The organism is Nonomuraea maheshkhaliensis, from assembly GCF_039529435.1.
GTDB classification, from domain to species: Bacteria; Actinomycetota; Actinomycetes; order Streptosporangiales; family Streptosporangiaceae; genus Nonomuraea; species Nonomuraea maheshkhaliensis.
In genome coordinates, this window is record NZ_BAAAMU010000031.1 from 60,885 (window position 1) to 85,735 (window position 24,851).

The window sequence follows — 24,851 nt, forward strand, 5'->3', positions numbered from 1 at the left end:
CGGAGGTATGCGGGATCCGAACGCCATGCCATGACGTCGTCCGGAAACGCCAATCCCTGGCTGCGCAACTGGTCATATTAGGACAAGCATTCGCATAGGGAGCAGAAGTCCTGGATACCGTCAGCGTATGGCCGGGCTACGCTCTCCTCTCCGACGGCGGCGCCGCCCGTTCGTGAACTCCATCCGGGTGCGCTACACCATCGTGGTGGGAGTGCTGTTCCTGATGATCCTGACGGTGGTCGGCGCGCTGGTCTCCCTGGGCGTGCGCAACACCGTCGCGGCCGACCTCAACGAGGACATGCGCCTGACCATCATGGACTGGGTCACCGAGATGCGGCCCGGTCACATCCCCTCGCCCATGCCGACCGCCCGCGCGAAGTACCTCCAGCTCGTCGACTCCAGGGGACGCGTGGTGGCGTCCAACGCCGCGGCGGCGGGCAAGCCGCCGCTGAGCACGGTCCGCCCGCCTCCCGACAACCGCCTCCTGGACGGCAAGTCGTGCCCGCCGTGGGAGGGGGACAGGTGCCTGCTGATCACGGCCCTGCGGTTGGACGACGGCGCGGCCAGCGCGCTCTTCGGCGGCGAGCCGCACTACGTCTACGCGGGCATAATGGAGCCGCCCGCCCTGGCCATGCGCTACCTGGAGGCCGGCATCGTGGTCGCGGTCCTCTTCGCCTCCGCGACGGCCGCGTGGAGCACCTGGATGGTGGTGGGCCGGACGCTGCAACCCGTACGGGTGATCAGCATGAAGATGCGCAAGGCCGCGGAGAGCGACCTGAACCTGCGCGTCCCCGAGCCGCCGGGCAACGACGAGATCTCCGAGTTCGCCCGCACCTCCAACATCTACCTCGACCGGCTGGAGAAGGCGGTGAGGGCGCAGCGCCGGTTCGCCTCGATGGCCTCCCACGAGCTGAGGTCCCCGGTCGCCGCCCTGCGCACCCAGCTGGAGGAGGCACTGCTGTATCCGGAAGACACCGACCTCCGCCTGACCCTGCAGCACACGTTGCGCAGCACGGAACGCCTTGAGGCGATCATCGACGATCTGCTCGCCTACACCAGGGTCAAGGGCGCCCTTCCGGCGGCGTACGAGCCGCTCGACCTCGCCGAGCTGGTGGAGTTCGAGGTGACCGCGCTCCCCCGCAACGGCGCCGAGGTCCGGCTGCGGGTGGTGGAGCGCCCGATCGTGATGGGCTCGCGGATCCAGCTCTGCCGGGTGCTGACCAACCTGCTGGCGAACGCGCGGCGGCACGCCAGATCGCGCATCGACGTCACCGTCGAGCAGAACCGCGGGCAGGCCGTGGTGAGCGTGCACGACGACGGCGCGGGCATCGCCCCCGAGGACCGGGAGCGGGTCTTCGACACCTTCGTCCGGCTGCGGGAGGCGCAGCTCCTGGATCCCGGGGGCACCGGGCTCGGCCTGGCCATCAGCAGGGAGACGTGCCAGGCCCACGGCGGGTCGCTCACCGTGGCGGACGACCCGGTCGGAGCGCGGTTCGTGCTGCGCCTGCCGTTGCCGGAACCGGCCCCCCAGGACGAGCGCGCCGGCTGACGGCATGCCCGGATCGGTCGTGGATGAGACGCCGTCCGCCAGGTTTGCACCGAAATGGCATGTATGCCAGCTTTTTGCGAGGTATTGACGCGCTTCATGCCGTCGCCGGGGCCCGGCCTGCACCTCCCGCTACGGCCCGTGTGCTCGACTGGGCGCATGAGGGCTGGGCGAGACTGGTCGATCATCACGCGTATCACGGTGTTCGCGGGCGCGGTGGCGACGCTGCTGTCGGCACTGCTGGCCGTCTCGGTGATGCTCGCCATCCACAAGTACGTGACGCAGGACCACATCAACGAGATCGCCGTGGACGGCGGCCGGGTGGCGCACGAGATCGAGCACGACGGCGTCCACCCCCACATGATCGAGGAGGACGGCCGCGATCTGCAGGTCGTCGACGCCACGGGCAAGGTCGTCGCCTCGACCCCGGGGCTGCGCGGTCAGCCGCCGATGGCCGACTTCACGCCCCTGCCCAAGGCCATGTCCAGCAGCGTCGTCTGCGGCGGCGTGTTCCCCGACGGCGACTGCAGGCTCGTGGTCGCGCAGTCGGCCTACCGGGCGGGACAGGACTGGGTCGTCTACAGCTCCGGTCACACGATTCCGCTCTACGTCGCCCCGTGGCTGTCGGCGACCGTGTTCGGCGCCGCCGCGCTGATGGCCGCGGCGATCACGGCCCTCGGCCATCGGATCGTCACCACCGCGATCAGACCGGTGAACACCATCCGCGCGGAGCTCGACACGATCAGCGAGAGCTCTCCACAGCGCCGGGTGCCCCTGCCGCCGACCCACGACGAGATCCACGATCTGGCCGAGAGCGTGAACCGGACTCTGGCCCGCCTGCACGCCGCGATGACGCAGCAGCGCAACTTCACCTCGAACGCCTCGCACGAGCTGCGCACCCCCATCACGGCGATCCGCGCCGAGGTCGAGGACGCCCTGCTCGCGCCCGAGGAGACCACCGTGCGGAAACTGGGCGAGGCCGTGCTGGTCAGCGTGAACCGGATCGAGACGATCGTCGGCGACCTGCTGGCCATCGCCCGGCTGGAGGCGGAGCAGCCGGTCGACGGCGAGCCGGTCGACCTGGCCACGCTGGTGAGCGCGAAGTGCCGGGACGTGTCCGGCCGGCGCAAGGCGTTCGACTGCGCGCTGCAGCGCGGCGTGGTGGTGACCGGCGATCCTTCGCAGCTCTCCCGCCTGCTCACCAACCTGCTCGACAACGCCGAACGGCACGCCGCCGGCACCGTCACCGTCCGCGTCTCGCACGAGCCGGCGTCCGGGCGCGACGCCAAGCGCTTCCCGCTGGGCGTGGCACTGCTGGAGGTGATCGACGACGGGCCCGGCATCGAGCCGGACAAGCGCGAGCTCGTCTTCCAGCGCTTCGCCCGCCTGGACACCGCCCGCGACAGGAACACCGGCGGCACCGGGCTCGGGCTGGTGATGGCCAGGAAGATCGCCCAGGCGCACGGCGGCACTCTCCGGGTCGAGGACAGCACCGCCGGCGCCCGGTTCGTCCTGCGCCTGCCGCTTGCCGCCGTCCCCGTTACTGCAGCCCCGCGCGGACGGACGTGATGCGCTGGGTGTTGAAGCCGAGCCAGTGCATCCGGCCCACGTAACGGGCGTGCTCGACCTTGATGCAGCGGTCCATGACCACCGTCACGCCGCCGTCCTCGGCGATCCGCGCGCCCTCCTCGTTGATCACGCCGAACTGGCACCACAGGGCGCCCGCCTTGATCGCCACGGCGTCGCGGGCGATGCCGGGCAGCGCGTCCGGCGCGCGGAAGACGTTCACCAGGTCCACCGGCTCGGGCACGTCGAGCAGGCTCGGATAGCTGGTCTCGCCCAGGATCTCCTTCTCGCGGGGGTTCACCGGGATCACCCGGTAGCCGTGCCGCTTGAGGTAGTAGCCGACGAAGTAGCTGGCCCGCAGCTCGTTGCCCGACAGGCCGACGATCGCGACCGTCCTGGTGGAGTGGAGCACGCGCTGGATCGTCAGCGGGTCCTGGTAGCGAGCGAGATCGGTCATGCCGTCTCCACCTTCTTCTCGATCGTCGCGGCGACGCGGGCGAAACCCTGTTCAAGATCCCAGATGAGGTCCTCGACGGACTCGGTGCCCACCGACAGCCGCACCGTACCCGGTCCGACGCCGGCCGCGCGCAGCTCGTCGTCGCCGAGCTGGCGGTGCGTGGTGCTGGCGGGATGGATGACCAGGCTCTTGGCGTCGCCGACGTTGGCCAGGTGCGACCAGATGGTCAGGCCGCCGATGAGGCCCTGGCCGCCGGCCCGGCCGCCGGCGCAGTCGAAGGAGAACACCGCGCCCGCGCCGAGCGGCAGGTACTTCTCCACCAGCGCCTTGTGCCTGCTGCCCGGCAGGCCGGGATAGGTGACGTTCGAGGCCAGCTCGTGCTCCTCCAGGAACGCCGCCACCGTGCGCGCGTTCTCGACGTGCCGGTCCATCCGCAACGACAGCGTCTCCAGCCCTTGCAGGAACAGGAAGGCGTTGAACGGCGAGAGCGCCGCGCCCAGGTCGCGCAGGGTCTCGGCGCGCAGCTTCATCAGGTAGCCGTACGTGCCGAAGGTCTCATGGAAGCGCAGCCCGTGATAGGCGGGCGACGGGTCCGCGACCACGGGGAAGCGCCCGTTGGACCAGTCGAACGTGCCGGCCTCGACGACCACGCCGCCGATGCTGGTGCCGTGGCCGCCGATGAACTTGGTCGCCGAGTGGATCACGATGTCGGCGCCCCACTCGATCGGGCGGCACAGGTACGGGGTCGCGAACGTGTTGTCCACGATCAGCGGCAGCTCGTGCTCGTGCGCGACGGCCGCCACGGTCTCGATGTCGAGCACGTTGCCGCCCGGGTTGCCGATCGTCTCGCCGAAGAACGCCTTGGTGTTCGGCCGGACCGCCTGCCGCCACGCCTCGGGGTCGTCGGGATCGACCCAGGTCAGCTCCACGTTCATCTTGCGCAGCAGATGCTTGAGCTGGTTGACGGTGCCGCCGTAGAGAGCCGAGGAGGAGACGACGTGGTCGCCTGGCTCCAGCAGGGTGAAGAGCGCGGCCGCCTGCGCGGCGATGCCGCTGGCGAAGGCCACCGCGCCCGCGCCGCCTTCGAGGTTGGCCACGCGCTCCTCGAACACCGCCACGGTCGGGTTCATGATCCGCGAGTAGGTGTTGCCGTATTCCTGGAGGTTGAAGTAGGCCGCCGCGGACTCTGGGTCCTCGAAGACGTAGCTGGTCGTCTGGAAGATCGGCACCGCGCGGGCGCCGGTGTTGGGGTCGGGCCGCTGCCCGGCGTGCAGCTGGCGGGTCTCGAACCCGAACGCGCGGGCCTGTTCCTGACGGGAGGGCTTGTCGGTCACGAACGTCTCTTCCTCGATCTCACCTGGACCCGCCCCGGGCCAGGAACTCCTTGATGATGGGCGTCTGCCGCGCCTCTTCCAGCAGGAAACAGTCGTGACCGTACGGCGCCTCGATCACCTGGAACTCGACCGGCTTGCCCAGCCCGCCGAGCGCCTCGGCGATCTCGCCCGACGCGGACGGCGGGTAGAGCCAGTCGGAGCTGAACGCGATCAGCAGGGTCCGCGCCTTGACGCCTTCGAGCGCCCGCGCGAGCGATCCGCCGCCGTGCTGACGGGCGAGGTCGAAGTAGGTCAGGGCGCGCGAGGTGTAGAGGTAGGTGTTGGCGTCGAAGCGCTTGACGAACGAGTCGGCCTGGTGACGCAGGTAGCTCTCCACCTCGAACTCGGGCTCGGTGATCGTGTAGCGGACGTCGTCGGCGAACTGCAGCCGCCGGCCGAACTTCTCTTTCAGCCCTTGCGCGGACAGATAGGTGATATGGCCGACCATCCGCGCCAGGCCCATGCCGGCGTCGGGCGCGCTGCCGGTGCCGTGGTAACGCCCGCCCTGCCAGGCCGGGTCGCGCATGATGGCGTCGCGGGCGATGGCGTTCCAGGCCACTCCCTGCGGGTGCAGCGCGTGGGTGCTGGCGATCGGGATGATCGCGTCGACCTGGTCGGGGAACTGGACCGCCCACTCCAGCGCCTGCATCCCGCCGAGCGAGCCCCCGGCCACCGCCGCGAGCCGCTCGATGCCGAGGGCGTCGAGGAACGCGCGCTCGGTGCGGACCATGTCCGCGACCGTGATCACCGGGAAGTCCGCGCCGTACGGCCGGCCCGTCGCCGGATCGATCGACGAGGGCCCCGTGGTGCCCCGGCAGCCGCCGAGCAGGTTGGTGGAGACGACGAAGTAGCGGTCGGTGTCGAACGCCTTGCCGGGGCCGATCATGCCGTCCCACCAGCCGAGCCCCTTGCCGGCCGCGCCGTCGCGCTCCTCGGCGCCGAAGCCGTCGCGCGTGCCCTCCTCGGGCGGCGCCTTCGCGAAACCGGCCGCGTGGGCGTCGCCGCTGAGCGCGTGGCAGACCAGGATGACGTTGTCGCGCCGTGGGGACAGGACGCCGTAGGTCTCGTACGCGACGCGGACCGGATGCAGCTCCCGGCCGCAGTCGAGGCGCACCGGCTCGGGCAGATCGAGATGGCGCGTCTCCACCGTGCCGACGGAGCCGGCCGCGAGCGTAGTGGCTGGCTGCGACATGGGGCTATGGTAGCCCGCCACGGGCAGTATATGGTCAAATACCTACCGGGAAAGTAGGATCTCAGGCGAAGGGGCGGGACATGACCACGGTCGCCAACGGAGTCAACGTACAGGCACTGCTGGACGCGCGCGAGGCGCTGAAGGGCGCCCCCGAGGCCGCCCAGTTCGTCTGGCGGGCCTCCTCGAAATGGCAGGACGGTGTCCACAGCACGACGCGGGTCAAGGAGTTCTTCGGCCTCGGGCAGGAGCAGGAGCACAAGAACGAGGCGGTCTTCGACGCCGACCACCCCGAGGTCTTCGCGGCCCAGGACAACGGCATCACGCCGATCGAATACCTCCTCATCGGCCTGGCGAGCTGCCTGACGGCGGGCGTGGCCTCCGTCGCGCAGAACCGCGGCATCCAGCTCCGCTCGGTCGAGGCGGCGCTCGAAGGCAAGCACGACATCCGCGGCATCCTCGGCGTCGACAGCGACGTGCGCAACGGGTTCAACGACATCAAGGTGACCTTCACCATCGACGCGGACGCGTCCAGGCAGGACATCGAGGCGCTGGTGGCGCAGTCGCAGAAGCGGTCGGCCGTGTTCGACGCGCTCACGAACCCGACGGACGTCACCGTCGAAGTCGCCTGAACCACTCTTTCCCCCTGAGCAGTACTGAGCAGTCTGAGGAGCAGCGCCATCGAGTCCGTCACCACCGTCGTCATCGGCGCCGGGCACGCGGGACTGGCCGCGAGCCACTTCCTCACCCGGCGCTCGATCGACCACGTCGTGCTCGAACGCGGCCAGGTGGCGAACTCGTGGCGGCGCGAGCGCTGGGACTCCTTCCGGCTGCTCACGCCCAACTGGCAGAGCCGCCTGCCCGGCCACCGCTACGACGGCCCTGACCCCGACGGCTACATGACGATGGCGGAGGTGACCGCGTTCATCGAGGGCTTCGCCGCCCGCTCGGGGGCGCCCGTCAGGACCGGCGCCGACGTCACCTCCGTGCGGCGGGCCGGCGACGGCTATCAGGTGACGACGGGCGGCGGCGAGTTCCGCTGCCGGACGGTGGTGATCGCCAGCGGGGCCTGCAACGTGCCCGTGGTGCCACCGTTCGCCGGCGCGGTGCCCGCCTCCGTCGAGCAGCTGACGCCGTTCGGCTATCGCGGTCCCGCGCAGCTCCCCGACGGCGGCGTGCTCGTCGTCGGGGCGTCGGCGACCGGCGTGCAACTGGCGGCCGAGCTGCGGCGCTCCGGCCGGCCCGTGACGCTCTCGGTGGGCGAGCACGTACGGCTGCCGCGCACGTACCGGGGGCGCGACGTGCTGTGGTGGATGGACGCCTCCGGCGTGTGGGACCAGCGCTACGACGAGATCGACGACCTCACCCGGGCCAGGCGGCTGCCCTCGCCCCAGCTGATCGGCACGGCCGAGCGGACCACACTCGATCTCAACGCGCTCACCGCGATGGGGGTCGAGCTGGTGGGCCGCCTGGCCGCCGTACGGGACGGCCGGGCGCTGTTCTCCGGCGGGCTGCGGAACGTGTTCTCCCTCGCGGACCTCAAGATGGAGCGCCTGCTGGACACGTTCGACGCGTGGGCGCGCGAGCACGGCCGGGACGACGAGGCCGGGCCGCCCGAGCGCTTCGCCCCGACGCGGGCGCCTGAGCGGGCGCGACTCCAGCTCGACCTGCGCGGCGGTGAGATCCGCACGATCGTGTGGGCGACGGGGTTCCGGCCCGACTACGGGTGGCTCGACGTGCCCGTGGTCGACGAGAAGGGCCGGCTGCGGCACGAGGGCGGCGTGGTGGACAGCCCCGGGCTGTACGCGCTGGGGCTGCCGGTGCTGCGGCGGCGCAGGTCCACGTTCATCCACGGGATCGAGTCCGACGCCCGCGAGGTCATCGACCACCTCGCCGGCGTGGCCCTCGCGGGACGCCCCGACGCCTGAGCCGGGTCAGCCGGGTGGGTCCGTGGTGGTGGCGGCGTGGCGTTCGTAGTGGCGGGCCCGGTCTTCCGCCGCCGGGCAGATCCTCGGCCTGGCCACCGTCCACGCCGCGCTGATGGCGATGTGGTTGCTCACCTGGGCGGCGCTCCTGCACCGAGGGGCGCACCTCGTCCGCGAGGCGCGTTCCCGGCGGATGATCGGCAGGGGTGAGCGCCGTGGTGCTCGTCGCACTCGGTGTCAGGGCCGCCACGGCGTAGCCCGTACGCGAGCGACAGGGCGGGCCCCGGAGGCCGCGGGGATGGCGGCGGCCTCCGGGGCCGCGCCGGTCAGGCCGCCTTGGGGATCATGCCGTTCGGGTCGAGGACGTACTTGCGGGCCGCGCCCTCGTCGAACTCGTGATACCCGCGCGGCGCCTCGTCCAGCCCGATCGCCGTGGCGTTGACCGCCTTGGCGATCTGCACCTTGTCGTGCAGGATCGCCTGCATCAGCCGGCGGTTGTAGCGCATGACAGGGCACTGGCCGGTGGCGAAGCTGTGCGACTTGGCCCAGCCCAGGCCGATGCGGATGGACAGCGACCCGTGCTTGGCGGCCTCGTCGGAGGCGCCCGGGTCTCCCGTCACGTACAGGCCGGGGATGCCGAGCGCGCCGCCCGCCCTGGTGACGTCCATGAGCGTGTTGAGCACGGTGGCGGGGCGCTCCACCTCCGCCTCGCGGCCGTGGCCGCGCGCCTCGAAGCCGACCGCGTCCACGCCGCAGTCCACCTCGGGCTCGCCGAGGATCTGCGCGATCTGCTCCTTCGGATCGCCCAGAGCCACGTTGACGGTCTCGCAGCCGAAGCTGCGGGCCTGGTCCAGGCGTTCCTTGTTCAGGTCGCCGACGATCACCACGGCGGCTCCGAGCAGGTGCGCGGACGCGGCGGCGGCCAGGCCGACCGGTCCGGCGCCGGCGATGTAGACCGTGGATCCCGGGCCCACTCCCGCGGTCACGCAGCCGTGGAAGCCGGTCGGGAAGATGTCCGCGAGCATGGCCAGGTCGAGGATCTTCTCCATCGCCTGGTCCTTGTCGGGGAATTTCAGCAGATTCCAGTCGGCGTACGGGACGAGGACGTACTCGGCCTGCCCGCCGACCCAGCCGCCCATGTCGACGTAGCCGTACGCCGAGCCGGGCCGGTCGGGGTTGACGTTCTCGCAGATGCCGGTGTTGCCCTCCTTGCAGTTGCGGCACCGGCCGCAGGCGATGTTGAACGGGACCGACACGAGGTCGCCCTGCTTGATGAACTCCACGCCTGGACCCGTCTCCACGACCTCCCCGGTGATCTCGTGACCGAGGACGAGTCCCTGGGGGGCGGTGGTGCGCCCGCGTACCATGTGCTGGTCGCTGCCGCAGATGTTGGTGGCCACCGCCTTGAGTATGGCGGCGTGCGGCAGTTTGCGGCCGACGTTGGCCGGATTCACGCCGGGGCCGTCCTTCAGCTCGAATCCGGGATAGTCGATCTCGTGGACCTCGACCTTGCCTGGGCCATCGTAGATGACTCCCTTGTTACCAGGCATGGCGCTTTCTCCCTCGCGTCGGAAGTGATGGGGCATGCGTTCACGGCACAGGCTCGCGGACCACCTCCTCCCCGCCGGGACGAAGACAAACGACGGACGTTTTGTCCTCTATATCCGAATATATCCCTATAAGTCGGCGGGACCCTGGGGGCGGGTGAAGGCGTACAAAAGGGGCTTTGTTAGATCTTCACCGTTTCATGCATGCGGCCCGGACGCGGCGGCGGGAAAGGCTTCCGTGGGACGCCGGGAAGGCGTGAGACGGGGGTAGCCATGGGGATCAAGCAGACCGTTCCCGACACCAGGCTGGCGGCCGAGGCCACCGACTTCGTACGGCAGGCCACCAGTGACCTGATCTACCACCATTCGCGCCGGGTCTACTTCTGGGGCGTGCTCCAGGGCCGTGAACGCGACCTGAGCTTCGACCCCGAACTGCTCTACCTCGGCGCCATGTTCCACGACCTGGGGCTGAACGAGGAGCACCGCGGCAGCGGGCGGCGCTTCGAGGTGGACGGCGCCGACGCCGCCCGCCGCTTCCTGCGTGAGCGCGGCGTGCCCGAGGACAGCGTCCGGCGGGTGTGGACCGCCATCGCGCTGCACACCACCCCCGGCATCCCCGAGTACATGGAGCCCGAGGTCGCCCTGGTCACCGCGGGCGTCGAGTACGACGTGCTCGGCCTCGGCTACTACGACCTCACCGACGAGCAGCGCGCCGAGGTCACCACGCTGCATCCTCGGCCCGGCTTCAAGCAGGCGATCCTGCGGGCGTTCACGGAGGGCATCGCGCCCAAGCCGGAGACCACGTTCGGGAACGTGAAGGCCGACGTGCTCGAACGGTATGTGCCCGGCTTTCAGCGGGGGAACTTCGTCGACACGATCCTCGACTCGCCGTGGCCGGAGTGACGCCCGACATTTCGGCTATTCGGTAAACGAGGGGAAGCGTCCGGCGAGCTCACTAGGCTGCCGTGCCATGACCGGCCCCATACACCACCGCTCACTCCCCCGCCCCAGCCTCGTCAGGGGCCTCATCACGCGTCTCACCGCTCGTCTCACCATGGGGCTCGCCTGCGCGCTCCTGCTCACCGTGACGGCCGGCTGCGCCGCCGAGGACGATCCGAGCCGGGCCACGGTCGGCTCCTGCCTCGAAGCGCAGGGCAAGGGCGGCAAGACCGTCCGGGACGACTTCCGCATCGTCCCGTGCACGAGCCCGCGGGCCGCGTACAAGATGATCGAGAAGGACGACCAATGCGGCGACAGCACCAACGGATACCTGGAGATCGGCACCCGCCGGTCACGCACCCGCCTGTGCCTGACACTGAACGCGCAGGAGGGCGACTGCTTCTACCAGGAGATCGGCTTCCCGACCGGCCGGGCGTCGAAGGTGAGCTGCGGCCCCTCCGCGACCTACCGGGTCACCAAGGTGTCGGACGGCACCGCCGACGCCTCGGTCTGCGGCAAGGACGTACCGAACTGGACCAAGACCCCTGACGTGCTGCCGCGCGCCATCGTGTACCGCCACCCGCCACTCACCCTCTGCGCCGACCGCCCCTAGCCTTTGCCGTCTCCCACCTGCGCATTCGGCCCTGGTCAGATCTCTGATTCCCGTCATAGCCGACATGTGTGGTAATTCTCCGTAACCACATTTGTCACGGAGGCCCCATGCGTATCCTGGCCGTTGCCGGGTCGATCACCATGCTGCTCGGGTCCGGCGCCGTCGCCGCACCCACCGCCTTTGCCGCACCCATGGCCCTGGCCGCGCCCGCCGCTCTGGCCGCGCCCACCAAGGACGGACCCGTCGAGCATCGGCTCGCGACCACCTTCGCCGCGGGTGACGACTACTGGACGCCTGAGCGCATGCGCGCCGCCCAGCCGCTGGCCGCCCCGGCCGGCCCGGCCAAGGCGGCGACCAGCCGCGCCACGACCTCGGCCGCGGCCGGCGCGCCCGTGGAGTTCGCGCCCGTCGCCGGCCCGCGCCCGGGGCCCAAGCCCACGAACGGCTTCCCCTTCGTCGCCAAGGCGGCCGCCCAGCAGACGTGGAAGGGCGGCGGCCTCATCGCCAAGACGGCCGGCAAGGTGTTCGGCACGGGCGGCAACGGCAAGAACTTCGTGGCCTCCGGCACAGTGGTGAACAGCGCCGACGGGGACGTCATCGTGACCGTCGCGCACGCGATGATCGACAGCGAGGGACGCTGGAGCACCAACCTGGTCTTCGTGCCCGCGTACAAGGACGGGGCGGCGCCGTACGGGAAGTTCACCGCGCGCACCATGTACATCTGGTCCGGCTACTACAAGGACAACGCCCACCAGCCGCCGCTCGACTTCGGCATGCTCGTCGTCAACAAGGTGAAGAGCAAGACCCCGGTGCAGACCGTGGGCGGGCAGGGCATCAGGTTCAACGTGACCACCGAGGGCACGTCCAACACCCTGTTCGGCTACCCGAGCAACGGCAACGGCGGCAAGACCCTGCAGTACTGCAGCGGCGGGTCCGTCGACCCCTCGTACGGCATGAAGTACGCCATGCTCTGCGACATGGGCGGCGGCTCCAGCGGCGGGCCCTGGTTCCAGGAGTTCAACCGGACCACCGGCACCGGCTACGTGGTCTCCGCCCACGCCCTGCGCAACACGACGACCAGCTACGGCGCCTACTTCGGCCCCGAGGCCCTGGCCACCTTCCGCGCCGCCGTCGCCGCCTGACCGCTCTGCGGCCGGTTGCCGCTTTCGTCCCTCCGGCTCGGCCGCGGCCCAACGGACTGCGGCCGGTCGCCACCACCTCGGCCCCCGGCACCCTCGGCGGCTCAGGCCGGGTAGGCGTGGGTTTCCGTGGCCTTGACCGAGGCCCAGATCCGCTGGCCGGGGGTCAGGTCGAGGTCGGCGAGCGCGGCGGGCGTGATGTCGGCGAAGGCGGCGATCGGACCGTCCAGGTGGACGCGGACGTTGTCGCCGTGCCGTTCGATCCCTCCGATGCGGGCCTGCCACAGGTTGCGCGGGCTGCCGTCCGGGCGGGTCCGGTACAGCGCCACGGCGGCGGGAGGAAAGGCGACGAACGCCGCCCCGTCGATCGGGGGTTCGGCGGTGTGCAGCGGCAACTCCCCCACCTCGACCCGGCCCCCGCCGGCCACGCCGCGATACAGATTGAGCCCGACGAGCCGGGCCACGTAGTCGGTACGGGGCCGCCTGGCCACCTCGGCCGGGGCGCCCTGCTGGACGACGGCGCCGTGCTCGATGACGATCAGCCGGTCGGCCAGCACCATCGCGTCCAGCGGATCGTGGGTGACCAGCACGGTGACGCCGTCGAAGTCGGCCAGATGACGCCGCAACTGGGACCGGATCTCCAGCCGGGTGTGCGCGTCGAGCGCCGCCAGGGGCTCGTCCAGGAGCAGCAGTTCGGGCTGTACGGCGAGCGCGCGGGCGAGCGCGACCCGCTGGGCCTGCCCGCCGGACAACTCCCGCGGCCTGGCCGCCGCCCGATCCCCCAGCCCGACCCGCTCCAGCAGCACAGCGGCGGCGGCCCTGGCATCGGCCTTGGGCCTCCCCTGGCAGCGGAGACCGAACGCGACGTTGTCCAGCGCGGACAGGTGCGGGAACAGCAGGTAGTCCTGGAAGACCATGCCGATCGGCCGGCTCTCGGCGGGCAGGGTGTGCAACGGCCTGCCGCGCAGGGTGATGTGCCCACCGGACAACCGGGTCAGCCCCGCCAGGCCACGCAGAGCGGTGGTCTTGCCCGCACCGTTGGGGCCCAGCAGCGCCACTACCTCGCCCGGCCGTACGTCCAGCGTCAGATCGAGCGTGAAGGCGGCCCGCTCGACCACGAGCCGAGCCTCAAGGCTCACAGCGCCCTCACCTCCCTGATCGCGCAGGTTTCCCGCAACGCGCTCACCCATTCGTCGCGCAGCCCGGCCGCGGCGCGCTCACCCACCGACCACACAAGCCGGTCATGGCGCACTCACCCACCGGTCGCGCAGGCTGGCCAGGATGACCACCGACACGGCCAGCAGCACCAGGCTGAGCACGATGGCCGCCTCCGGCTCGGTCTCCAGCGCCAGGTAGACGGCCAGCGGCATCGTCCGGGTCGTACCGGGAAAATTGCCGGCGAAAGTGATCGTCGCCCCGAACTCGCCCAGCGCCCGCGCCCAGCACAACACCGCCCCCGCGACGACACCCGGCATGACCATGGGCAGCGTCACCCGCCGGAACACCGTCCACCGCGAGGCCCCCAGCGTCGCGGCGGCCTCCTCGAACCGCCTGTCGGCGGCACGCAAGGCACCCTCCACGCTGATCACCAGGAACGGCATCGCCACGAACGCCTCCGCCACGACCACCCCTGCCGTGGTGAACGGCAGCGTGACCCCGAAACCGGCCTCCAGCCACTGCCCGACCAACCCGCGCCGCCCCAATACCAGCAGCAACGCGACACCCCCGACCACCGGCGGCAGCACCAGCGGCACGGTCACCAGAGCCCGCACCACCCGCCGCCCGGGAAACTCCACCCGGGCCAGCAACCACGCCAGCGGCACCCCCAGCACCAGGCACAGGACGGTGGCGACGGTCGCGGTGACCAGCGACAACCGCAACGCCTCCAGCACCTGCGGCTCGGCCAGCCGTTCCAGCAACGTCGACCAGGGAGCCCGCACCAGCAGCCCCGCCAGCGGCAGCACCAGAAAGACCAGCCCCAGCACGGCAGGCACCACCAGCACCCACGGCAACCGCCCGGAGACCCCACGCCCTGACTCCGAACGCCGAGCGGCCCCGTCCCGGCGTCCATGACGGCGTCCGTCACCGGAGCCGTGGCGGAGGCCGCCACCGGGACCGGCGTCAGATTCCGGTGTGGGGCTGCTCATCAGCGGACTTCGCAACCCACGAACCGCCTCCTCACACCTGCCCGGCCACACGATCGCGCCCGGGAACCTCCACGACGACGTTGGTGGACTTGATCACGGCGACCGCCACCACGCCGGGCTCCAGCCCCAGCTCGTCGGCGGCCTGGCGGCTCATCAGCGACACCACCCGGAACGGCCCGGCGGCGATCTCCACCTGGGCCATCACCGCGTCGCGGATCACCTCGGTGACGATCCCCCGGAACCGGTTACGCGCCGACGAACGGCCGCCGTCGGCATCGGCCCCCACCTGCGCGCGGGCGAAAGCGGCCAGGTCGGCCCCCTTCACCCGCCGGTGACCGTGCTCGTCCCGCTCGGCCCCCAGGCGGCCCGCGTCAACCCAGCGGCGGACCGTGTCGGAGCTGACGCCGAGCAACGCCGCGGCCTCACTGATCCTGAACGTCGTCACAGCCCCACACACTACCCACCGCACGTGCCAGCCATAACCCCCGCCATCCCCGCAACAGCGGCACCGTACCGACGACAGCCATCGCATTTGGGACACCGCCCCCGCAAGCCCACCAAGGCCCGGCCGGGTCACCAGGTCTTGCCGGCCTGCTCCCTGATCGTGTGGTTGATCCGGTTGAAGAAGTTGGTCAGCGCGATGTCCAGAATGACAGCCGACAACTGCCGCTCGTCGAAGTGCTCGGCCGCGGCGGCCCAGATCTCGTCGGTCACCCCCGGCGCCCCGTCCTGGATCCGGGTGGCCGCCTCCGTCAGCGCGAGCGCGGCCCGCTCCGCCTCCGTGAAGAAGGGCGTCTCGCGCCACGCGGCCACGCTGTGCAGCCGTTCGTCGCTCTCCCCGTGCTTCCTGGCCGAGTCGATCCCGGCGAAGACGCAGGCGGAGCAGCCGTTGATCTGGCTGGCCCGCAGATGGACCAGCTCCAGCACGCGCGGGTCCACCCCGCCCGAGTACATAGCCTTGTAGAGCCCCTTGACGGCCGCCATGACGTCGGCGTCGGCCGGGCTCTGCATCCGTGCTTGCATCGTTGTCGCTCCTTCGTTCCGGTTACCCGGGCCGGTCCTGGCCCGTCATCACCTATGACGGAGCGGTTTCGAGGAAGGTAACGACATGTCCGACCACAGCCAGGCAGACCCGGTGACCGAGGCGTTCGAGGCGCAGCGCGAACGGCTGCGCGCGGTCGCCTTCCGCATGCTGGGCTCGCACGCCGACGCCGAGGACGTGGTCCAGGAGGCCTGGCTGCGGCTCTCCCGCCAGGACGCGGCGGCCGTCCACAACCTGGCCGGCTGGCTGACCACGGTGGTCGGCCGGATCAGCCTCGACGTCCTGCGCTCGCGGAAGACCCACCCCGAGGCGTCGTACGGTGACCGGCTGCCCGGCGTCGTCGTCCTCGACGAGGAGAGGGAGCCGGAGGACGAGGCGGTGCTGGCGGACTCGGTCGGGCTGGCGCTGCTCGTCGTCCTGGAGTCGCTCACGCCGGGCGAGCGGCTGGCGTTCGTCCTGCACGACCTGTTCGCGGTGCCGTTCGACGAGATCGGCCGGATCCTCGGCAGGTCGGCCGACGCGGCCAAGATGCTGGCCAGCCGGGCCCGCAGGAAGGTGCGGGCGACGGAGGGCGAGCTCGTCCCCGGGCGGGAGCAGCGGCAGGTGGTGCGGGCCTTCCGCGCGGCCGCGCGGGACGGTGACTTCGAGGGGCTGCTGCGCGTGCTCGACCCCGACGTGAAGCTGACCGTCGACACCCCGGGTGGCGAGGTCGTCGTGCTCGGGGCGACCGAGGTCGCCGGCCGGGCGCGGCTGTTCTCCGGCGCGGCCGCACGGATGCGGGACGTGCTGGTGGACGGCCTGCCGGGGTTCATGTCCTGGCGCGCTGACGGCACCCCGCTGTCGATCCTGTACTTCGCCGTCACCGGCGACCGGATCACCGCCATCACGGCCCTGACCAACAGCGCCCGCCTGGCGGCGGTGAACCCACCGGCCTGAGCGTCCCGAGACGCCTCCCGTCCACAAGACCAACACAAGATCCAGGCCCAGGCCGACGGATGACCCTCGGCACCGGGCTTAAGATCCACCTTTATGATCATTCGTTTATTAGCCGGCACCGCAGTGGGCCTGGCACTCGTCTCCGTCCCGGCCACCGCGGAGCCGGTCAAGGGCGCTCCCGAGCTGACCCACAACGACCTCTACAAGGCCAAAGCCCCCAAGGCCGCCTGCAAGCTCGCCAAGGGGACAAGCAGGGCATCCACCAAGAAGTACGTCACCAAGCTCGTCGACTGCCTGAACAAGGCGTGGAAGCCGGCCATCAAGGACTTCCAGCCCGTGAAGGTGACGTTCAAGAACGAGGACGACAAGGAGTCCTGCTCCACCGGCGTGCGCCTCTCCCGTTCGTACTCCGAGATCTGCTTCAGGGAGATCCGCGTCAGGGTGGCCGACGACTGGATCAGGGCCAAGAACGACTTCGCGGTGTTCACCTCCGTCGCCGCCACCTGGAGCGGGGTCGTGACCGGGCAGACCGGCATCGGCTCGGCCTGGTGGGCGCTGCCGAACGACGCGTCGGAAACCGTCATGCACGAGCACAACCGCCGCTACTACCTGCAGATCGACTGCTTCCACGGCGTGTCGGCGAAGGCGCTGGGGCGCCGGGTCAAGGACTGGAAGCCGGTCACCAAGGTGCCGGACATCTGGAAGCACAAGTTCCACGGCAAGCCCGCCAACCGCCTCCACTGGCTGGAGACCGGCTACAAGAGCGGCAAGCCGGGCGCCTGCAACACCTGGAAGGCCGCCTCCGCCAAGGTCGCCTGACCGCGCCGACGTGAGCGCTCATCGTCCTCGCCCGGCTCAGGACTGTTCCGGCGGCTCGCGCGGGGCGGACGACCGGTGCCGGGCTGGGGCTGGCTAAGCTGCGCGCATGGCGCGGATTCTCCTCTTGCACTCGATGTACGGCCTGCGGCCCGCCGTCCACCAGGCGGCCGACCGGCTGCGGGCGGCCGGTCACACCGTGCACGTCCCCGACCTGTACGACGGCCGGGTCGTCGACACGCCCGAGGAGGGCATCGCGATCAAGGACGAGATCGGCCGCGACGAGCTGCTGAAGCGGGCCGTGGCCGCGGCGGCCCCGCTGTCGGCCGACGGGCTGGTCTACGCGGGCTTCTCGCTCGGCGCGGCCATCGCGCAGAACCTCGCCCTGGGCGACGAGCAGTCGCGCGGCCTGCTGCTGCTGCACGGCACGTCCGACATGGCCGAAGGCGTGTCCGCCGACGACCTGCCCGTGCAACTGCACGTCGCCGACCCCGACACCTACGAGCCGGTCGACTGGCTGAACGCCTGGTACCTGCGGATGCGCCAGGCGCGGGCCGACGTGGAGGTCTTCCGCTACCCCGGCGTCGGCCACCTGTTCACCGACCCCGACCTGCCCGACTACGACGCCGAGGCCGCCGGACGCGCCTGGGCCATCGCCCTGGACTTCCTCGCCGATTTGTGAACGGTAATGCGGATCGTGTTCATCCCGATTACCGGACATGATGCCCAGGGAGGGGGCTGAGATGTCGGGTGAGGCGTTAACGGCGTTGGCCGCGGCTGGTGGTACGGCGCTGGTGTCGGCGATGACCACCGATGCGTGGGAGTCGGCCGAGCAGGGTTTCACCCGGCTGCTGAGCCGAGGCCGGCCTGAGCGGCAGGAGGTCGCAGTGCGGCGGCTGGAGCGCTCGCGGCATGAGCTCGCCGGCAGGACCGGCGCGGAGCCGGAGCAGGTACGCGCCGAGCAGGAGGCGGTGTGGCGGATACGGCTGAGCGACCTGTTGGAGGACGATCCCGCCGCCGAGGCCGAGTTGCGCGTGCTGGTGGCGACGTTCAGCACGTCGGCCTCCGCCTCCAGGCCGAGGTCGATCGCGATCAGCGGTGACAACAGCGGGATCGCCTCCACCGGTGACCACGCGACGAACGTACAGATGCGGGCGGAGGCGTCGGGGTCAGGCCGCGTGTATCAGGCCGGCCGTGACCAGACCATCAACGAATGATGAGCATGCCCCCGCCGACTGCAGGCGACCCACGACGACGGTGCTGCCCGAGGCAGCTGCGCGACCGGTGGCCGAGGGGGCCGCACCACCGAAGCTGGTGAACCTTCCCCGGCACACGCGCACTTTCGTCGGCCGGCGCCCTGCAACCGGAACTGGCCACGGCCCTGGCGTTGGAGGCGCCGGCTGAGCGGGCCACCGCGTGGCCGCCTACAACGTGATCACCCTCGACGGCACGACGATCACCGTGCACCGGCTGGTCCAAGCCGTGGCCCGCACCCCCGACGCCGAAGGCCCGCACCGACAGGCACCATCAGCAGCGCGATCGGCGTGCTCACCCGCGCCCGTACGGCCGATGAGCGGGTGCTGGGCACCGACCATCCCGACACCCTGGCCTCACGCAACAACCTCGCCAACGTCTACCAGACGGCAGGAGACCTGGACCGCGCCGTCCCCTGTACGAGACCACATTCGCCGACCGCGGGCGGGGACTGGGCATGGAGCACCCTACGACGAAAACGGTGCGAGCCAACCTGAAGGCGATCAGGTAACCCGCCGAACAAGCCAGTCCCCGCCCACGACAACGGGCCGGCCCAAGCGGGCCGGCCCGAGTCGAAGCGGGGACGATCAGGCGATGTCGAACCGGTCGAGGTTCATGACCTTGTCCCAAGCCGCGACGAAGTCCGTGACGAACTTCTCCTTGGCGTCATCACTCGCATAGACCTCAGCCAGCGCCCGCAGCTCCGAGTTGGAGCCGAAGACGAGGTCGGAGCGGGTGCCGGTCCACTTGACCTGGCCGGTGGCGGCGTCGCGGGCCTCGAACGTGTTGTCGTCGCCCCCGACGGCCGACCACTCCGTGCCCAGGTCGAGCAGGTTGACGAAGAAGTCGTTGGTCAGGACGCCGGGCGTCTCGGTGAGGACGCCGTGCTGCGAGCCCTGGTAGTTGGCGCCCAGGACGCGCAGGCCGCCGATGAGGACGGTGAGCTCCGGGGCGCTGAGGGTCAGCAGGTTGGCCCGGTCGAGCAGCAGGTATTCGGCCGGCAGCCGGTTGCCCTTGCCCAGGTAGTTGCGGAAGCCGTCGGCGGCCGGCTCAAGGGCGGCGAACGACTCGACGTCCGTCTGCTCCTGAGTGGCGTCCACGCGGCCGGGACGGAAGGGCACCTCGATCTCGTAGCCGGCGTCCTTGGCGGCCTTCTCGACGCCCGCGACACCGGCCAGCACGATCAGGTCGGCCAGCGAGACCTGCTTGCCACCGGTCTGCGCGCCGTTGAAGGACTGCTGGATGCCTTCGAGCGTGCCGAGCACGGCCGCGAGGCGGTCGGGCTCGTTGACCTCCCACGAGCTCTGCGGCTGCAGGCGGATGCGGGCGCCGTTGGCGCCGCCGCGCTTGTCGCTGCCGCGGAAGGAGGAGGCCGACGCCCACGCCGTGGAGACGAGCTGCGACACCGTCAGGCCCGAGGCCAGGATCTGGCCCTTGAGCGCGGCGACGTCGGCGGCGTCGATGGTCGCATACGTCGCCTTGGGCAGCGGGTCCTGCCACAGCAGGACCTCGGCCGGCACCTCGGGGCCGAGGTAGCGCTCGACCGGGCCCATGTCGCGGTGGGTCAGCTTGTACCACGCCTTGGCGAAGGCGTCCGCGAGCTCGTCGGGGTGCTCCAGCCAGCGCCGGGTGATCTGCTCGTAGATCGGGTCGTAGCGCATCGACAGGTCGGTGGTCAGCATCGTCGGGGCGTGCGTCTTCGACGGGTCGTGCGCGTCGGGCACGGTGCCGGCGCCCGCACCGTCCTTCGGCCGCCACTGGTTGGCGCCCGCGGGGCTCTGGAACAGCTCCCACTCGTAGCCGTAAAGGATCTCCAGGAAGCTGTTGTCCCAGGTGATCGGGGTGTTGGTCCAGATGCCCTCAAGGCCGCTGGTGATGGTGTCGCCGCCCTTGCCGGTGCCGAAGCTGCTCTTCCAGCCCAGGCCCTGCTGCTCGATGGAGGCGGACTCGGGGTCGTCGCCGACGTTGTCGGACGGGCCCGCGCCGTGGGTCTTGCCGAAGGTGTGGCCGCCGACGATCAGGGCCGCCGTCTCCTCGTCGTTCATCGCCATCCGGCGGAACGTCTCGCGGATGTCGCGGGCGGCGGCGATCGGATCGGGGTTGCCGTTGGGGCCCTCGGGGTTGACGTAGATGAGGCCCATCTGAACGGCACCGAGCGGGTTTTCCAGCTCGCGGTCACCGGTGTAGCGCTCGTCGCCGAGCCAGGTGGTCTCGGGACCCCAGTAGACGTCCTCCTCGGCCTCCCAGACGTCCTCGCGGCCGCCGGCGAAGCCGAAGGTCTTGAAGCCCATCGTCTCCAGGGCCACGTTGCCGGACAGGACGAGCAGGTCGGCCCAGGAGAGCTTCTTGCCGTACTTCTTCTTGACCGGCCACAGCAGGCGGCGGGCCTTGTCCAGGTTCGCGTTGTCCGGCCAGCTGTTGAGCGGGGCGAAGCGCTGCTGGCCCGCTCCGGCGCCGCCGCGGCCGTCGCTGATGCGGTACGTGCCCGCGCTGTGCCAGGCCATCCGGATGATGAACGGGCCGTAGTGGCCGAAGTCGGCCGGCCACCAGTCCTGCGAGGTGGTGAGCACCTCGGCGATGTCCCGCTTCACGGCCGCGAGGTCCAGGCTCTTGAACGCCGCGGCGTAGTCGAAGTCCCCGCCGAGGGGGTTGGCCACGGCGGGGTTCTTGGCCAGGATCTTCAGGTTGAGCCGCTCCGGCCACCACTGACGGTTGCCACCACCCTGAGTCGGGTGCGGTGCGCGCGTGTGCGCGACCGGGCAGCCGCCTTCGCCCTCCGGCTGCGGGTCTGTGACGATCGCGTCATGGTTCTCGGACATGGGCATCCTTCCGGACTGTGGAGATCACGTTTGCTCAGATACTGATGTCGGTGGAACAGGCGGGGCACAGGCCCCAGTAGATGACCTCGGCCTCGTCGATGACGAAGCCGTGCTCCTCGGACGCGCTCAGGCACGGCGCGTGGCCGACGGCACAGTCGACGTCGGCCACGGCCCCGCAGGACCGGCAGACGATGTGGTGGTGGTTGTCCCCGACCCGGCCTTCGTAGCGGGCCGGGCTGCCGGCCGGTTCGATGCGGCGGACGAGGCCCGCCGCCGTGAGGGCGTGCAGGGCCTCGTAGACGGCTTGCAGGGAGACGTGGCCGACGCGTTCGCGCACTCCGTCGGCGATCGCCTCGACGCCGAGATGATCGCCTTCTCTGACGGTGTCGAGCAGTGCCACGCGGGCGGCCGTGACCCGCAGGCCCGCGCCGCGCAACTCCTCGGCGGCGGTCGGAGTGCTGGATGCGGTCATGGCATCAAACCTACCGCCACAAAGACGAACTGTACAAGATAATGAATTGCCCAAGTCTGGGGTGCGGACAGGTAACCCACGGTGCCCGAGCCGTGCCGGTCAGGCCGCGACGGCCACGCGTACGGCGCGGTAGAGGCTCGCGGCCCGGTCGTCGGGGACGCCTTCCCTGAGCCGGTTCATCACGTAGCCGAAGGCGATCCCGCTCTCCTGGTCCGCGAAGCCGATGGAGCCGCCGAGGCCCCCGAAGCCGAACGCGGAGGGCGAGTACCAGTACGCGTCCTTGGCAGGCAGGCCGAACCCGGTGCCGATCCGTACGGGCACCCGCAGGATCCGGTCGATCCCGGCGGCCCTCTCCTCGATCGCGGCGGCCAGGCTGCCGGGGGTGAGGATGCGGCGGCCGTCCACCTCGCCGATGAGCGCCGCGTAGAAGCGGGCCAGGCCGCGGGCCGTGCAGATGCCGTTGGTGGCGGGCAGTTCGGCGGCCTGCTCGGCGGGGTCGTTGTGGTCAAGCGCGGGCTTGACGACCCCCATCGCGCGCGAGGTGAGCGAATCAGGGTCGGCGTAGACGGCCAGGATCTCGCGCATGGACTCGGGGAGGGCGTCGAGGTCGATGGCGCTGGGGTCGAAGGCGGCCTCGTCGGTGAGGATGCGGCTGACGCGGTGGTGCTCGGACTCGGGCAGGCCGATCCAGAAGTCGATGCCGAACGGCCCCGCGATCTCCTCGGCGAGGAACGTGCCGACGCTCCTGCCGCTGACCCGGCGCACGACCTCGCCGACGAGCCAGCCGTACGTCATCCCGTGGTAGCCGTGCTCGGTCCCGGGCTCCCAGTACGGCTTCTGCGCGGCGAGCGCGCGCACCATGGGCTCCCAGGCGATGGCCTCGGCCGGGGTGATCGGCCGGTCGACCGCGGGCAGCCCGGCCTGGTGGGTGAGCAGCCACCGCACCGGCAGCCGTTCCTTGCCCTGGGCCGCGAACTCGGGCCAGTAGCGGGCCACGGGCGCGTCCAGGTCGAGCTCACCCCGCTGGGCCAGCAGCAGCGCGCAGGCCGCCGTGACGGCCTTGGTGGTGCTGTAGACGACCTGGAGGGTGTCGCGCTCCCACGGACGCCCGGTCTCAGGATCGGCGATCCCGCCCCACAGGTCGACCACCTCGCGGCCGTGCACGTAGACGCTCACCGCCGCGCCGACGTCCTGGCCGGAGTCCAGGTTGGCGGCGAACGCCGCGCGTACCGCCTCGAATCCCGGTGCGACGTCCCCATCGATCTCGGGCATGGCTCATCTCCTCTCGTCAGGTCCGCGAAGAAGACGCGAAGAAGACAGGGGTCAGCGGCGGAACTTCTCGACCAGCCAGGCACACAGCTCAGGCTCGCTCATCTCGGGGAACTCCGCCGCGAACGTGGACAGCGCGCGCAGCGCCTCGTCCCGGTCGAGGCCGCGGGCCAGCGCGGCCTTGAGGTAGTCCTGCCGGGCGGCCGTCGGGCGCCCTCCGCCCGCGCCGCGCCCTGGCAGCCCCTCACGCCAGCGGACGATCTCCGCCAGCCGATCCGCCCGCCAGCCGGGGGCCCCGTCCACCTCGACGTCGGGCGCGGGGAACGGGTGATCGGAGTCGCCGGGAAAGCGGGTGCGCCACTTGTGCACCGCGTGCCGGGTCACCCCCAGGGCCTCGGCCAGGCCGAGGATGCCGAGGTAACGCTCGGTCATGGATGCACCTGCTCGTCTGTCCGGCCTCCTTCGCGGATCTCCACTACTACCACGGACGGCGCCCTGCTTCGCGAGCGCCGGAAACATTGTCTCTATAAGAGACTACGTTGGCAGGTGCGGCTCCACGCCGTCGTACTCGACCAGGAGGTGCCGCGGCCCGCGCAGGACGGGGCTCGGCCGGTAGGGAGGCGGGTCGGTGACGAGCCTGGGCGCGCGCAGCCTGCGCACGAGCTCCGTCAGCATGATCTGCCCCTCCAGCCGGGCCAGCGGCGCGCCGAAGCAGTAGTGCACGCCGCCGCCGAAGCCCAGATGCTCGTTGCGGACGCGGTACGGGTCGAAGCGGCCCGGGTCGCTCACGTGGGCCGGGTCCCGGCTGCCCGCCGCCAGCGCGAGCACGACGGGCGCGCCGGCCGGGATGGTGACACCGGCGATCGTGATGTCGTCGAGGGCCACCCGCGAGGACAGGAAGTGCACCGGCGGCTCGTAACGCAGCAGCTCCTCGACGGCGGGGACGATCAGGCCGGGATCGGCGCGCAGGCGTTCGAGCAGGTCAGGCTGGCGCAGGAAGGTGAGCATGCCGTTGGCGATGAGGTTGATCGTGGTCTCGTGCCCGGCGATGAGCAGCAGCACGGCGGTGGACATCACGTCCTGCGGCGTCATCCCGCCCTCAGGGCCCCGATACGTGACGAACCCGGACAGCAGGTCCTCCCCCGGCTGCCGGCCGCGCTCCTCGGCCAGGCCGCCGAGATAGCCGCGCAGCTCGGCCGCGACGGCCTCGCGTTCCCGCTCGCGCTCGGCGCGGTCCTCCTCGCCCGGTTTCAGCGTCTCGACGAGTGCGTCCGCCCAGACGCTGAAGCGCGGCTGGTCCTCCACCGGCACCCCGAGCAGCCGGCAGATGATCGCGACCGGCAGCGGGTAGACGACCTCGTCCACGAGATCGACCCTGTTCCTGTCCGCGATGCCGTCGATCAGCCCGGTGGTGATCTCCAGCATCGCCGGCCGCAGCCCCTCCACCACGCGGGGCGAGTGCGGCGGCCCGAAGTGGCGCATGGCGAGGTGGCGCAGCCGGTCGTGCTCGGGCGGATCGAGCCCGATGAACGAGGGATTCCGGTCGAGCGCCTCGGCCGGGGCGGCGAGGTTGCGGCGGTCGGAGCTGATCCGCGGGTCGTGCAGCAGCGCGACGATCTCCCGGTACGTGCTCACGACGTACGTGCCGTCCTCCTGGCGCGCCACCGGCGTCTCGCGCAGCCGCTCGTAGAGCGGATAGGGGTCGGCGCGGCCCGAAGGGTCGAGGATCCGCTCGAAGAGGCTCTGCGATGACATGACCTGCACTCCTGATCCATGCTCTGACCGATGTCTGTCCATGCTCT

At 70.9% G+C, this 24,851-nt stretch carries 26 protein-coding genes; 12 read left to right on the forward strand and 14 right to left on the reverse strand.

Annotated elements, in window-relative coordinates; all coding sequences use genetic code 11:
* Nucleotides 1–172 precede the first annotated feature (172 nt).
* Both ABFX54_RS22055 and ABFX54_RS22060 read left to right on the forward strand, forming a co-directional pair.
* A complete protein-coding gene (locus ABFX54_RS22055) occupies nucleotides 173–1,549 on the forward strand; it encodes a sensor histidine kinase (protein WP_346107561.1) in 1,377 nt (458 codons plus the stop codon).
* A 156-nt stretch (nucleotides 1,550–1,705) separates the two neighbouring features.
* Nucleotides 1,706–3,115 carry a HAMP domain-containing sensor histidine kinase gene (locus tag ABFX54_RS22060; protein ID WP_346107563.1) on the forward strand — a complete coding sequence of 470 codons (1,410 nt, stop codon included), beginning with the start codon at nucleotides 1,706–1,708 and terminating at the stop codon, nucleotides 3,113–3,115.
* Here ABFX54_RS22060 and ABFX54_RS22065 read toward each other — a convergent pair.
* The 3 genes from ABFX54_RS22065 to metX are packed head-to-tail and all read right to left on the reverse strand — an operon-like array spanning nucleotide 3,087 to nucleotide 6,134.
* A complete protein-coding gene (locus ABFX54_RS22065; RefSeq protein WP_346107564.1) occupies nucleotides 3,087–3,569 on the reverse strand; it encodes a CoA-binding protein in 483 nt (160 codons plus the stop codon). The two genes, ABFX54_RS22060 and ABFX54_RS22065, sit on opposite strands and share 29 nt — an antisense overlap.
* The gene (locus ABFX54_RS22070) at nucleotides 3,566–4,903 is read right to left on the reverse strand and encodes an O-acetylhomoserine aminocarboxypropyltransferase/cysteine synthase family protein (RefSeq protein WP_346107566.1); all 1,338 of its coding nucleotides are present in this window, start codon (nucleotides 4,901–4,903) and stop codon (nucleotides 3,566–3,568) included. Before ABFX54_RS22070 ends, ABFX54_RS22065 begins: the two co-directional genes overlap by 4 nt.
* A 19-nt stretch (nucleotides 4,904–4,922) precedes the next feature.
* Nucleotides 4,923–6,134, reverse strand: a complete 1,212-nt coding sequence (gene metX, locus ABFX54_RS22075; protein ID WP_346107568.1) for a homoserine O-acetyltransferase MetX — start codon at nucleotides 6,132–6,134, stop codon at nucleotides 4,923–4,925.
* 80 nt (nucleotides 6,135–6,214) lie between these two features.
* On the opposite strand from metX, the gene ABFX54_RS22080 reads away from it, so the two are divergent.
* Nucleotides 6,215–6,763 (forward strand): OsmC family protein, encoded by a 549-nt coding sequence (locus tag ABFX54_RS22080; RefSeq protein WP_346107570.1) that lies wholly within the window; start codon nucleotides 6,215–6,217, stop codon nucleotides 6,761–6,763.
* Between the two features lie 72 nt (nucleotides 6,764–6,835).
* Nucleotides 6,836–8,059, forward strand: a complete 1,224-nt coding sequence (locus ABFX54_RS22085) for an NAD(P)-binding domain-containing protein (protein ID WP_346107627.1) — start codon at nucleotides 6,836–6,838, stop codon at nucleotides 8,057–8,059.
* A 6-nt stretch (nucleotides 8,060–8,065) separates the two neighbouring features.
* On the opposite strand, the gene ABFX54_RS22090 is transcribed toward ABFX54_RS22085, so the two are convergent.
* Nucleotides 8,066–8,191, reverse strand: coding sequence for a hypothetical protein (locus ABFX54_RS22090; RefSeq protein ID WP_346107572.1), 126 nt, complete (start codon nucleotides 8,189–8,191; stop codon nucleotides 8,066–8,068).
* A 191-nt stretch (nucleotides 8,192–8,382) separates the two neighbouring features.
* Nucleotides 8,383–9,606, reverse strand: a complete 1,224-nt coding sequence (gene fdhA / locus ABFX54_RS22095) for a formaldehyde dehydrogenase, glutathione-independent (protein ID WP_346107574.1) — start codon at nucleotides 9,604–9,606, stop codon at nucleotides 8,383–8,385.
* A 270-nt stretch (nucleotides 9,607–9,876) separates the two neighbouring features.
* Between fdhA and ABFX54_RS22100 the strand changes: the two genes are divergently transcribed.
* The 3 genes from ABFX54_RS22100 (at nucleotide 9,877) to ABFX54_RS22110 (ending at nucleotide 12,297) form a co-directional block, all read left to right on the forward strand.
* Nucleotides 9,877–10,506: an HD domain-containing protein gene (locus ABFX54_RS22100; protein WP_346107575.1), complete on the forward strand. Its 630-nt coding sequence runs from the start codon at nucleotides 9,877–9,879 to the stop codon at nucleotides 10,504–10,506.
* Between the two features lie 67 nt (nucleotides 10,507–10,573).
* Nucleotides 10,574–11,155 carry an LppU/SCO3897 family protein gene (locus ABFX54_RS22105; RefSeq protein ID WP_346107576.1) on the forward strand — a complete coding sequence of 194 codons (582 nt, stop codon included), beginning with the start codon at nucleotides 10,574–10,576 and terminating at the stop codon, nucleotides 11,153–11,155.
* Nucleotides 11,156–11,262: 107 nt separating this feature from the next.
* Nucleotides 11,263–12,297 carry a trypsin-like serine peptidase gene (locus ABFX54_RS22110; RefSeq protein ID WP_346107578.1) on the forward strand — a complete coding sequence of 345 codons (1,035 nt, stop codon included), beginning with the start codon at nucleotides 11,263–11,265 and terminating at the stop codon, nucleotides 12,295–12,297.
* 101 nt (nucleotides 12,298–12,398) lie between these two features.
* Here ABFX54_RS22110 and ABFX54_RS22115 read toward each other — a convergent pair whose 3' ends face one another.
* From ABFX54_RS22115 to ABFX54_RS22130, 4 genes are all read right to left on the reverse strand, one after another.
* Nucleotides 12,399–13,433: an ABC transporter ATP-binding protein gene (locus tag ABFX54_RS22115; protein WP_346107580.1), complete on the reverse strand. Its 1,035-nt coding sequence runs from the start codon at nucleotides 13,431–13,433 to the stop codon at nucleotides 12,399–12,401.
* A gap of 102 nt (nucleotides 13,434–13,535) precedes the next feature.
* Nucleotides 13,536–14,441: an ABC transporter permease gene (locus ABFX54_RS22120; protein WP_428834548.1), complete on the reverse strand. Its 906-nt coding sequence runs from the start codon at nucleotides 14,439–14,441 to the stop codon at nucleotides 13,536–13,538.
* 31 nt (nucleotides 14,442–14,472) lie between these two features.
* A complete protein-coding gene (locus ABFX54_RS22125; protein WP_346107584.1) occupies nucleotides 14,473–14,886 on the reverse strand; it encodes a TOBE domain-containing protein in 414 nt (137 codons plus the stop codon).
* Nucleotides 14,887–15,014: 128 nt separating this feature from the next.
* Nucleotides 15,015–15,464, reverse strand: a complete 450-nt coding sequence (locus ABFX54_RS22130) for a carboxymuconolactone decarboxylase family protein (RefSeq protein WP_346107586.1) — start codon at nucleotides 15,462–15,464, stop codon at nucleotides 15,015–15,017.
* Nucleotides 15,465–15,549: 85 nt separating this feature from the next.
* On the opposite strand from ABFX54_RS22130, the gene ABFX54_RS22135 reads away from it, so the two are divergent.
* The 5 genes from ABFX54_RS22135 (at nucleotide 15,550) to ABFX54_RS56985 (ending at nucleotide 18,986) form a co-directional block, all read left to right on the forward strand.
* A complete protein-coding gene (locus ABFX54_RS22135; protein ID WP_346107588.1) occupies nucleotides 15,550–16,419 on the forward strand; it encodes a sigma-70 family RNA polymerase sigma factor in 870 nt (289 codons plus the stop codon).
* 93 nt (nucleotides 16,420–16,512) lie between these two features.
* On the forward strand, nucleotides 16,513–17,238 hold the full coding sequence (locus ABFX54_RS22140; RefSeq protein WP_346107590.1) for a hypothetical protein: 726 nt from the start codon (nucleotides 16,513–16,515) through the stop codon (nucleotides 17,236–17,238).
* Nucleotides 17,239–17,344: 106 nt separating this feature from the next.
* Nucleotides 17,345–17,917: a dienelactone hydrolase family protein gene (locus tag ABFX54_RS22145; protein WP_346107592.1), complete on the forward strand. Its 573-nt coding sequence runs from the start codon at nucleotides 17,345–17,347 to the stop codon at nucleotides 17,915–17,917.
* Nucleotides 17,918–18,038: 121 nt separating this feature from the next.
* Nucleotides 18,039–18,452, forward strand: a complete 414-nt coding sequence (locus ABFX54_RS22150) for a hypothetical protein (protein ID WP_346107593.1) — start codon at nucleotides 18,039–18,041, stop codon at nucleotides 18,450–18,452.
* Nucleotides 18,453–18,779: 327 nt separating this feature from the next.
* Nucleotides 18,780–18,986 carry a tetratricopeptide repeat protein gene (locus ABFX54_RS56985; protein WP_428834549.1) on the forward strand — a complete coding sequence of 69 codons (207 nt, stop codon included), beginning with the start codon at nucleotides 18,780–18,782 and terminating at the stop codon, nucleotides 18,984–18,986.
* Between the two features lie 90 nt (nucleotides 18,987–19,076).
* Here ABFX54_RS56985 and katG read toward each other — a convergent pair whose 3' ends face one another.
* From katG to ABFX54_RS22175, 5 genes are all read right to left on the reverse strand, one after another.
* The gene (gene katG, locus ABFX54_RS22155; RefSeq protein ID WP_346107595.1) at nucleotides 19,077–21,308 is read right to left on the reverse strand and encodes a catalase/peroxidase HPI; all 2,232 of its coding nucleotides are present in this window, start codon (nucleotides 21,306–21,308) and stop codon (nucleotides 19,077–19,079) included.
* 34 nt (nucleotides 21,309–21,342) lie between these two features.
* Nucleotides 21,343–21,780, reverse strand: coding sequence for a Fur family transcriptional regulator (locus ABFX54_RS22160; protein WP_346107597.1), 438 nt, complete (start codon nucleotides 21,778–21,780; stop codon nucleotides 21,343–21,345).
* A 99-nt stretch (nucleotides 21,781–21,879) separates the two neighbouring features.
* Nucleotides 21,880–23,052, reverse strand: coding sequence for a serine hydrolase domain-containing protein (locus ABFX54_RS22165; RefSeq protein WP_346107598.1), 1,173 nt, complete (start codon nucleotides 23,050–23,052; stop codon nucleotides 21,880–21,882).
* A gap of 51 nt (nucleotides 23,053–23,103) precedes the next feature.
* Nucleotides 23,104–23,481, reverse strand: a complete 378-nt coding sequence (locus tag ABFX54_RS22170; RefSeq protein ID WP_346107600.1) for a hypothetical protein — start codon at nucleotides 23,479–23,481, stop codon at nucleotides 23,104–23,106.
* 102 nt (nucleotides 23,482–23,583) lie between these two features.
* Nucleotides 23,584–24,804 carry a cytochrome P450 gene (locus tag ABFX54_RS22175; protein WP_346107602.1) on the reverse strand — a complete coding sequence of 407 codons (1,221 nt, stop codon included), beginning with the start codon at nucleotides 24,802–24,804 and terminating at the stop codon, nucleotides 23,584–23,586.
* Between the last annotated feature and the right edge of the window lie 47 nt (nucleotides 24,805–24,851).

Coding starts and splice junctions, on each gene's coding strand:
- fdhA (WP_346107574.1), bottom strand. CDS start 9,606: ATGCCTGGTAACAAGGGAGTCATCTACGATGGCCCAGGCAAGGTCGAG.
- katG (WP_346107595.1), bottom strand. CDS start 21,308: ATGTCCGAGAACCATGACGCGATCGTCACAGACCCGCAGCCGGAGGGC.
- ABFX54_RS22100 (WP_346107575.1), top strand. CDS start 9,877: ATGGGGATCAAGCAGACCGTTCCCGACACCAGGCTGGCGGCCGAGGCC.
- ABFX54_RS22150 (WP_346107593.1), top strand. CDS start 18,039: ATGACCACCGATGCGTGGGAGTCGGCCGAGCAGGGTTTCACCCGGCTG.
- metX (WP_346107568.1), bottom strand. CDS start 6,134: ATGTCGCAGCCAGCCACTACGCTCGCGGCCGGCTCCGTCGGCACGGTG.
- ABFX54_RS22110 (WP_346107578.1), top strand. CDS start 11,263: ATGCGTATCCTGGCCGTTGCCGGGTCGATCACCATGCTGCTCGGGTCC.
- ABFX54_RS22080 (WP_346107570.1), top strand. CDS start 6,215: ATGACCACGGTCGCCAACGGAGTCAACGTACAGGCACTGCTGGACGCG.
- ABFX54_RS22140 (WP_346107590.1), top strand. CDS start 16,513: ATGATCATTCGTTTATTAGCCGGCACCGCAGTGGGCCTGGCACTCGTC.
- ABFX54_RS22165 (WP_346107598.1), bottom strand. CDS start 23,052: ATGCCCGAGATCGATGGGGACGTCGCACCGGGATTCGAGGCGGTACGC.
- ABFX54_RS22160 (WP_346107597.1), bottom strand. CDS start 21,780: ATGACCGCATCCAGCACTCCGACCGCCGCCGAGGAGTTGCGCGGCGCG.
- ABFX54_RS22145 (WP_346107592.1), top strand. CDS start 17,345: ATGGCGCGGATTCTCCTCTTGCACTCGATGTACGGCCTGCGGCCCGCC.
- ABFX54_RS22120 (WP_428834548.1), bottom strand. CDS start 14,441: ATGAGCAGCCCCACACCGGAATCTGACGCCGGTCCCGGTGGCGGCCTC.
- ABFX54_RS22105 (WP_346107576.1), top strand. CDS start 10,574: ATGACCGGCCCCATACACCACCGCTCACTCCCCCGCCCCAGCCTCGTC.
- ABFX54_RS22175 (WP_346107602.1), bottom strand. CDS start 24,804: ATGTCATCGCAGAGCCTCTTCGAGCGGATCCTCGACCCTTCGGGCCGC.
- ABFX54_RS22135 (WP_346107588.1), top strand. CDS start 15,550: ATGTCCGACCACAGCCAGGCAGACCCGGTGACCGAGGCGTTCGAGGCG.
- ABFX54_RS22130 (WP_346107586.1), bottom strand. CDS start 15,464: ATGCAAGCACGGATGCAGAGCCCGGCCGACGCCGACGTCATGGCGGCC.
- ABFX54_RS22060 (WP_346107563.1), top strand. CDS start 1,706: ATGAGGGCTGGGCGAGACTGGTCGATCATCACGCGTATCACGGTGTTC.
- ABFX54_RS22170 (WP_346107600.1), bottom strand. CDS start 23,481: ATGACCGAGCGTTACCTCGGCATCCTCGGCCTGGCCGAGGCCCTGGGG.
- ABFX54_RS22065 (WP_346107564.1), bottom strand. CDS start 3,569: ATGACCGATCTCGCTCGCTACCAGGACCCGCTGACGATCCAGCGCGTG.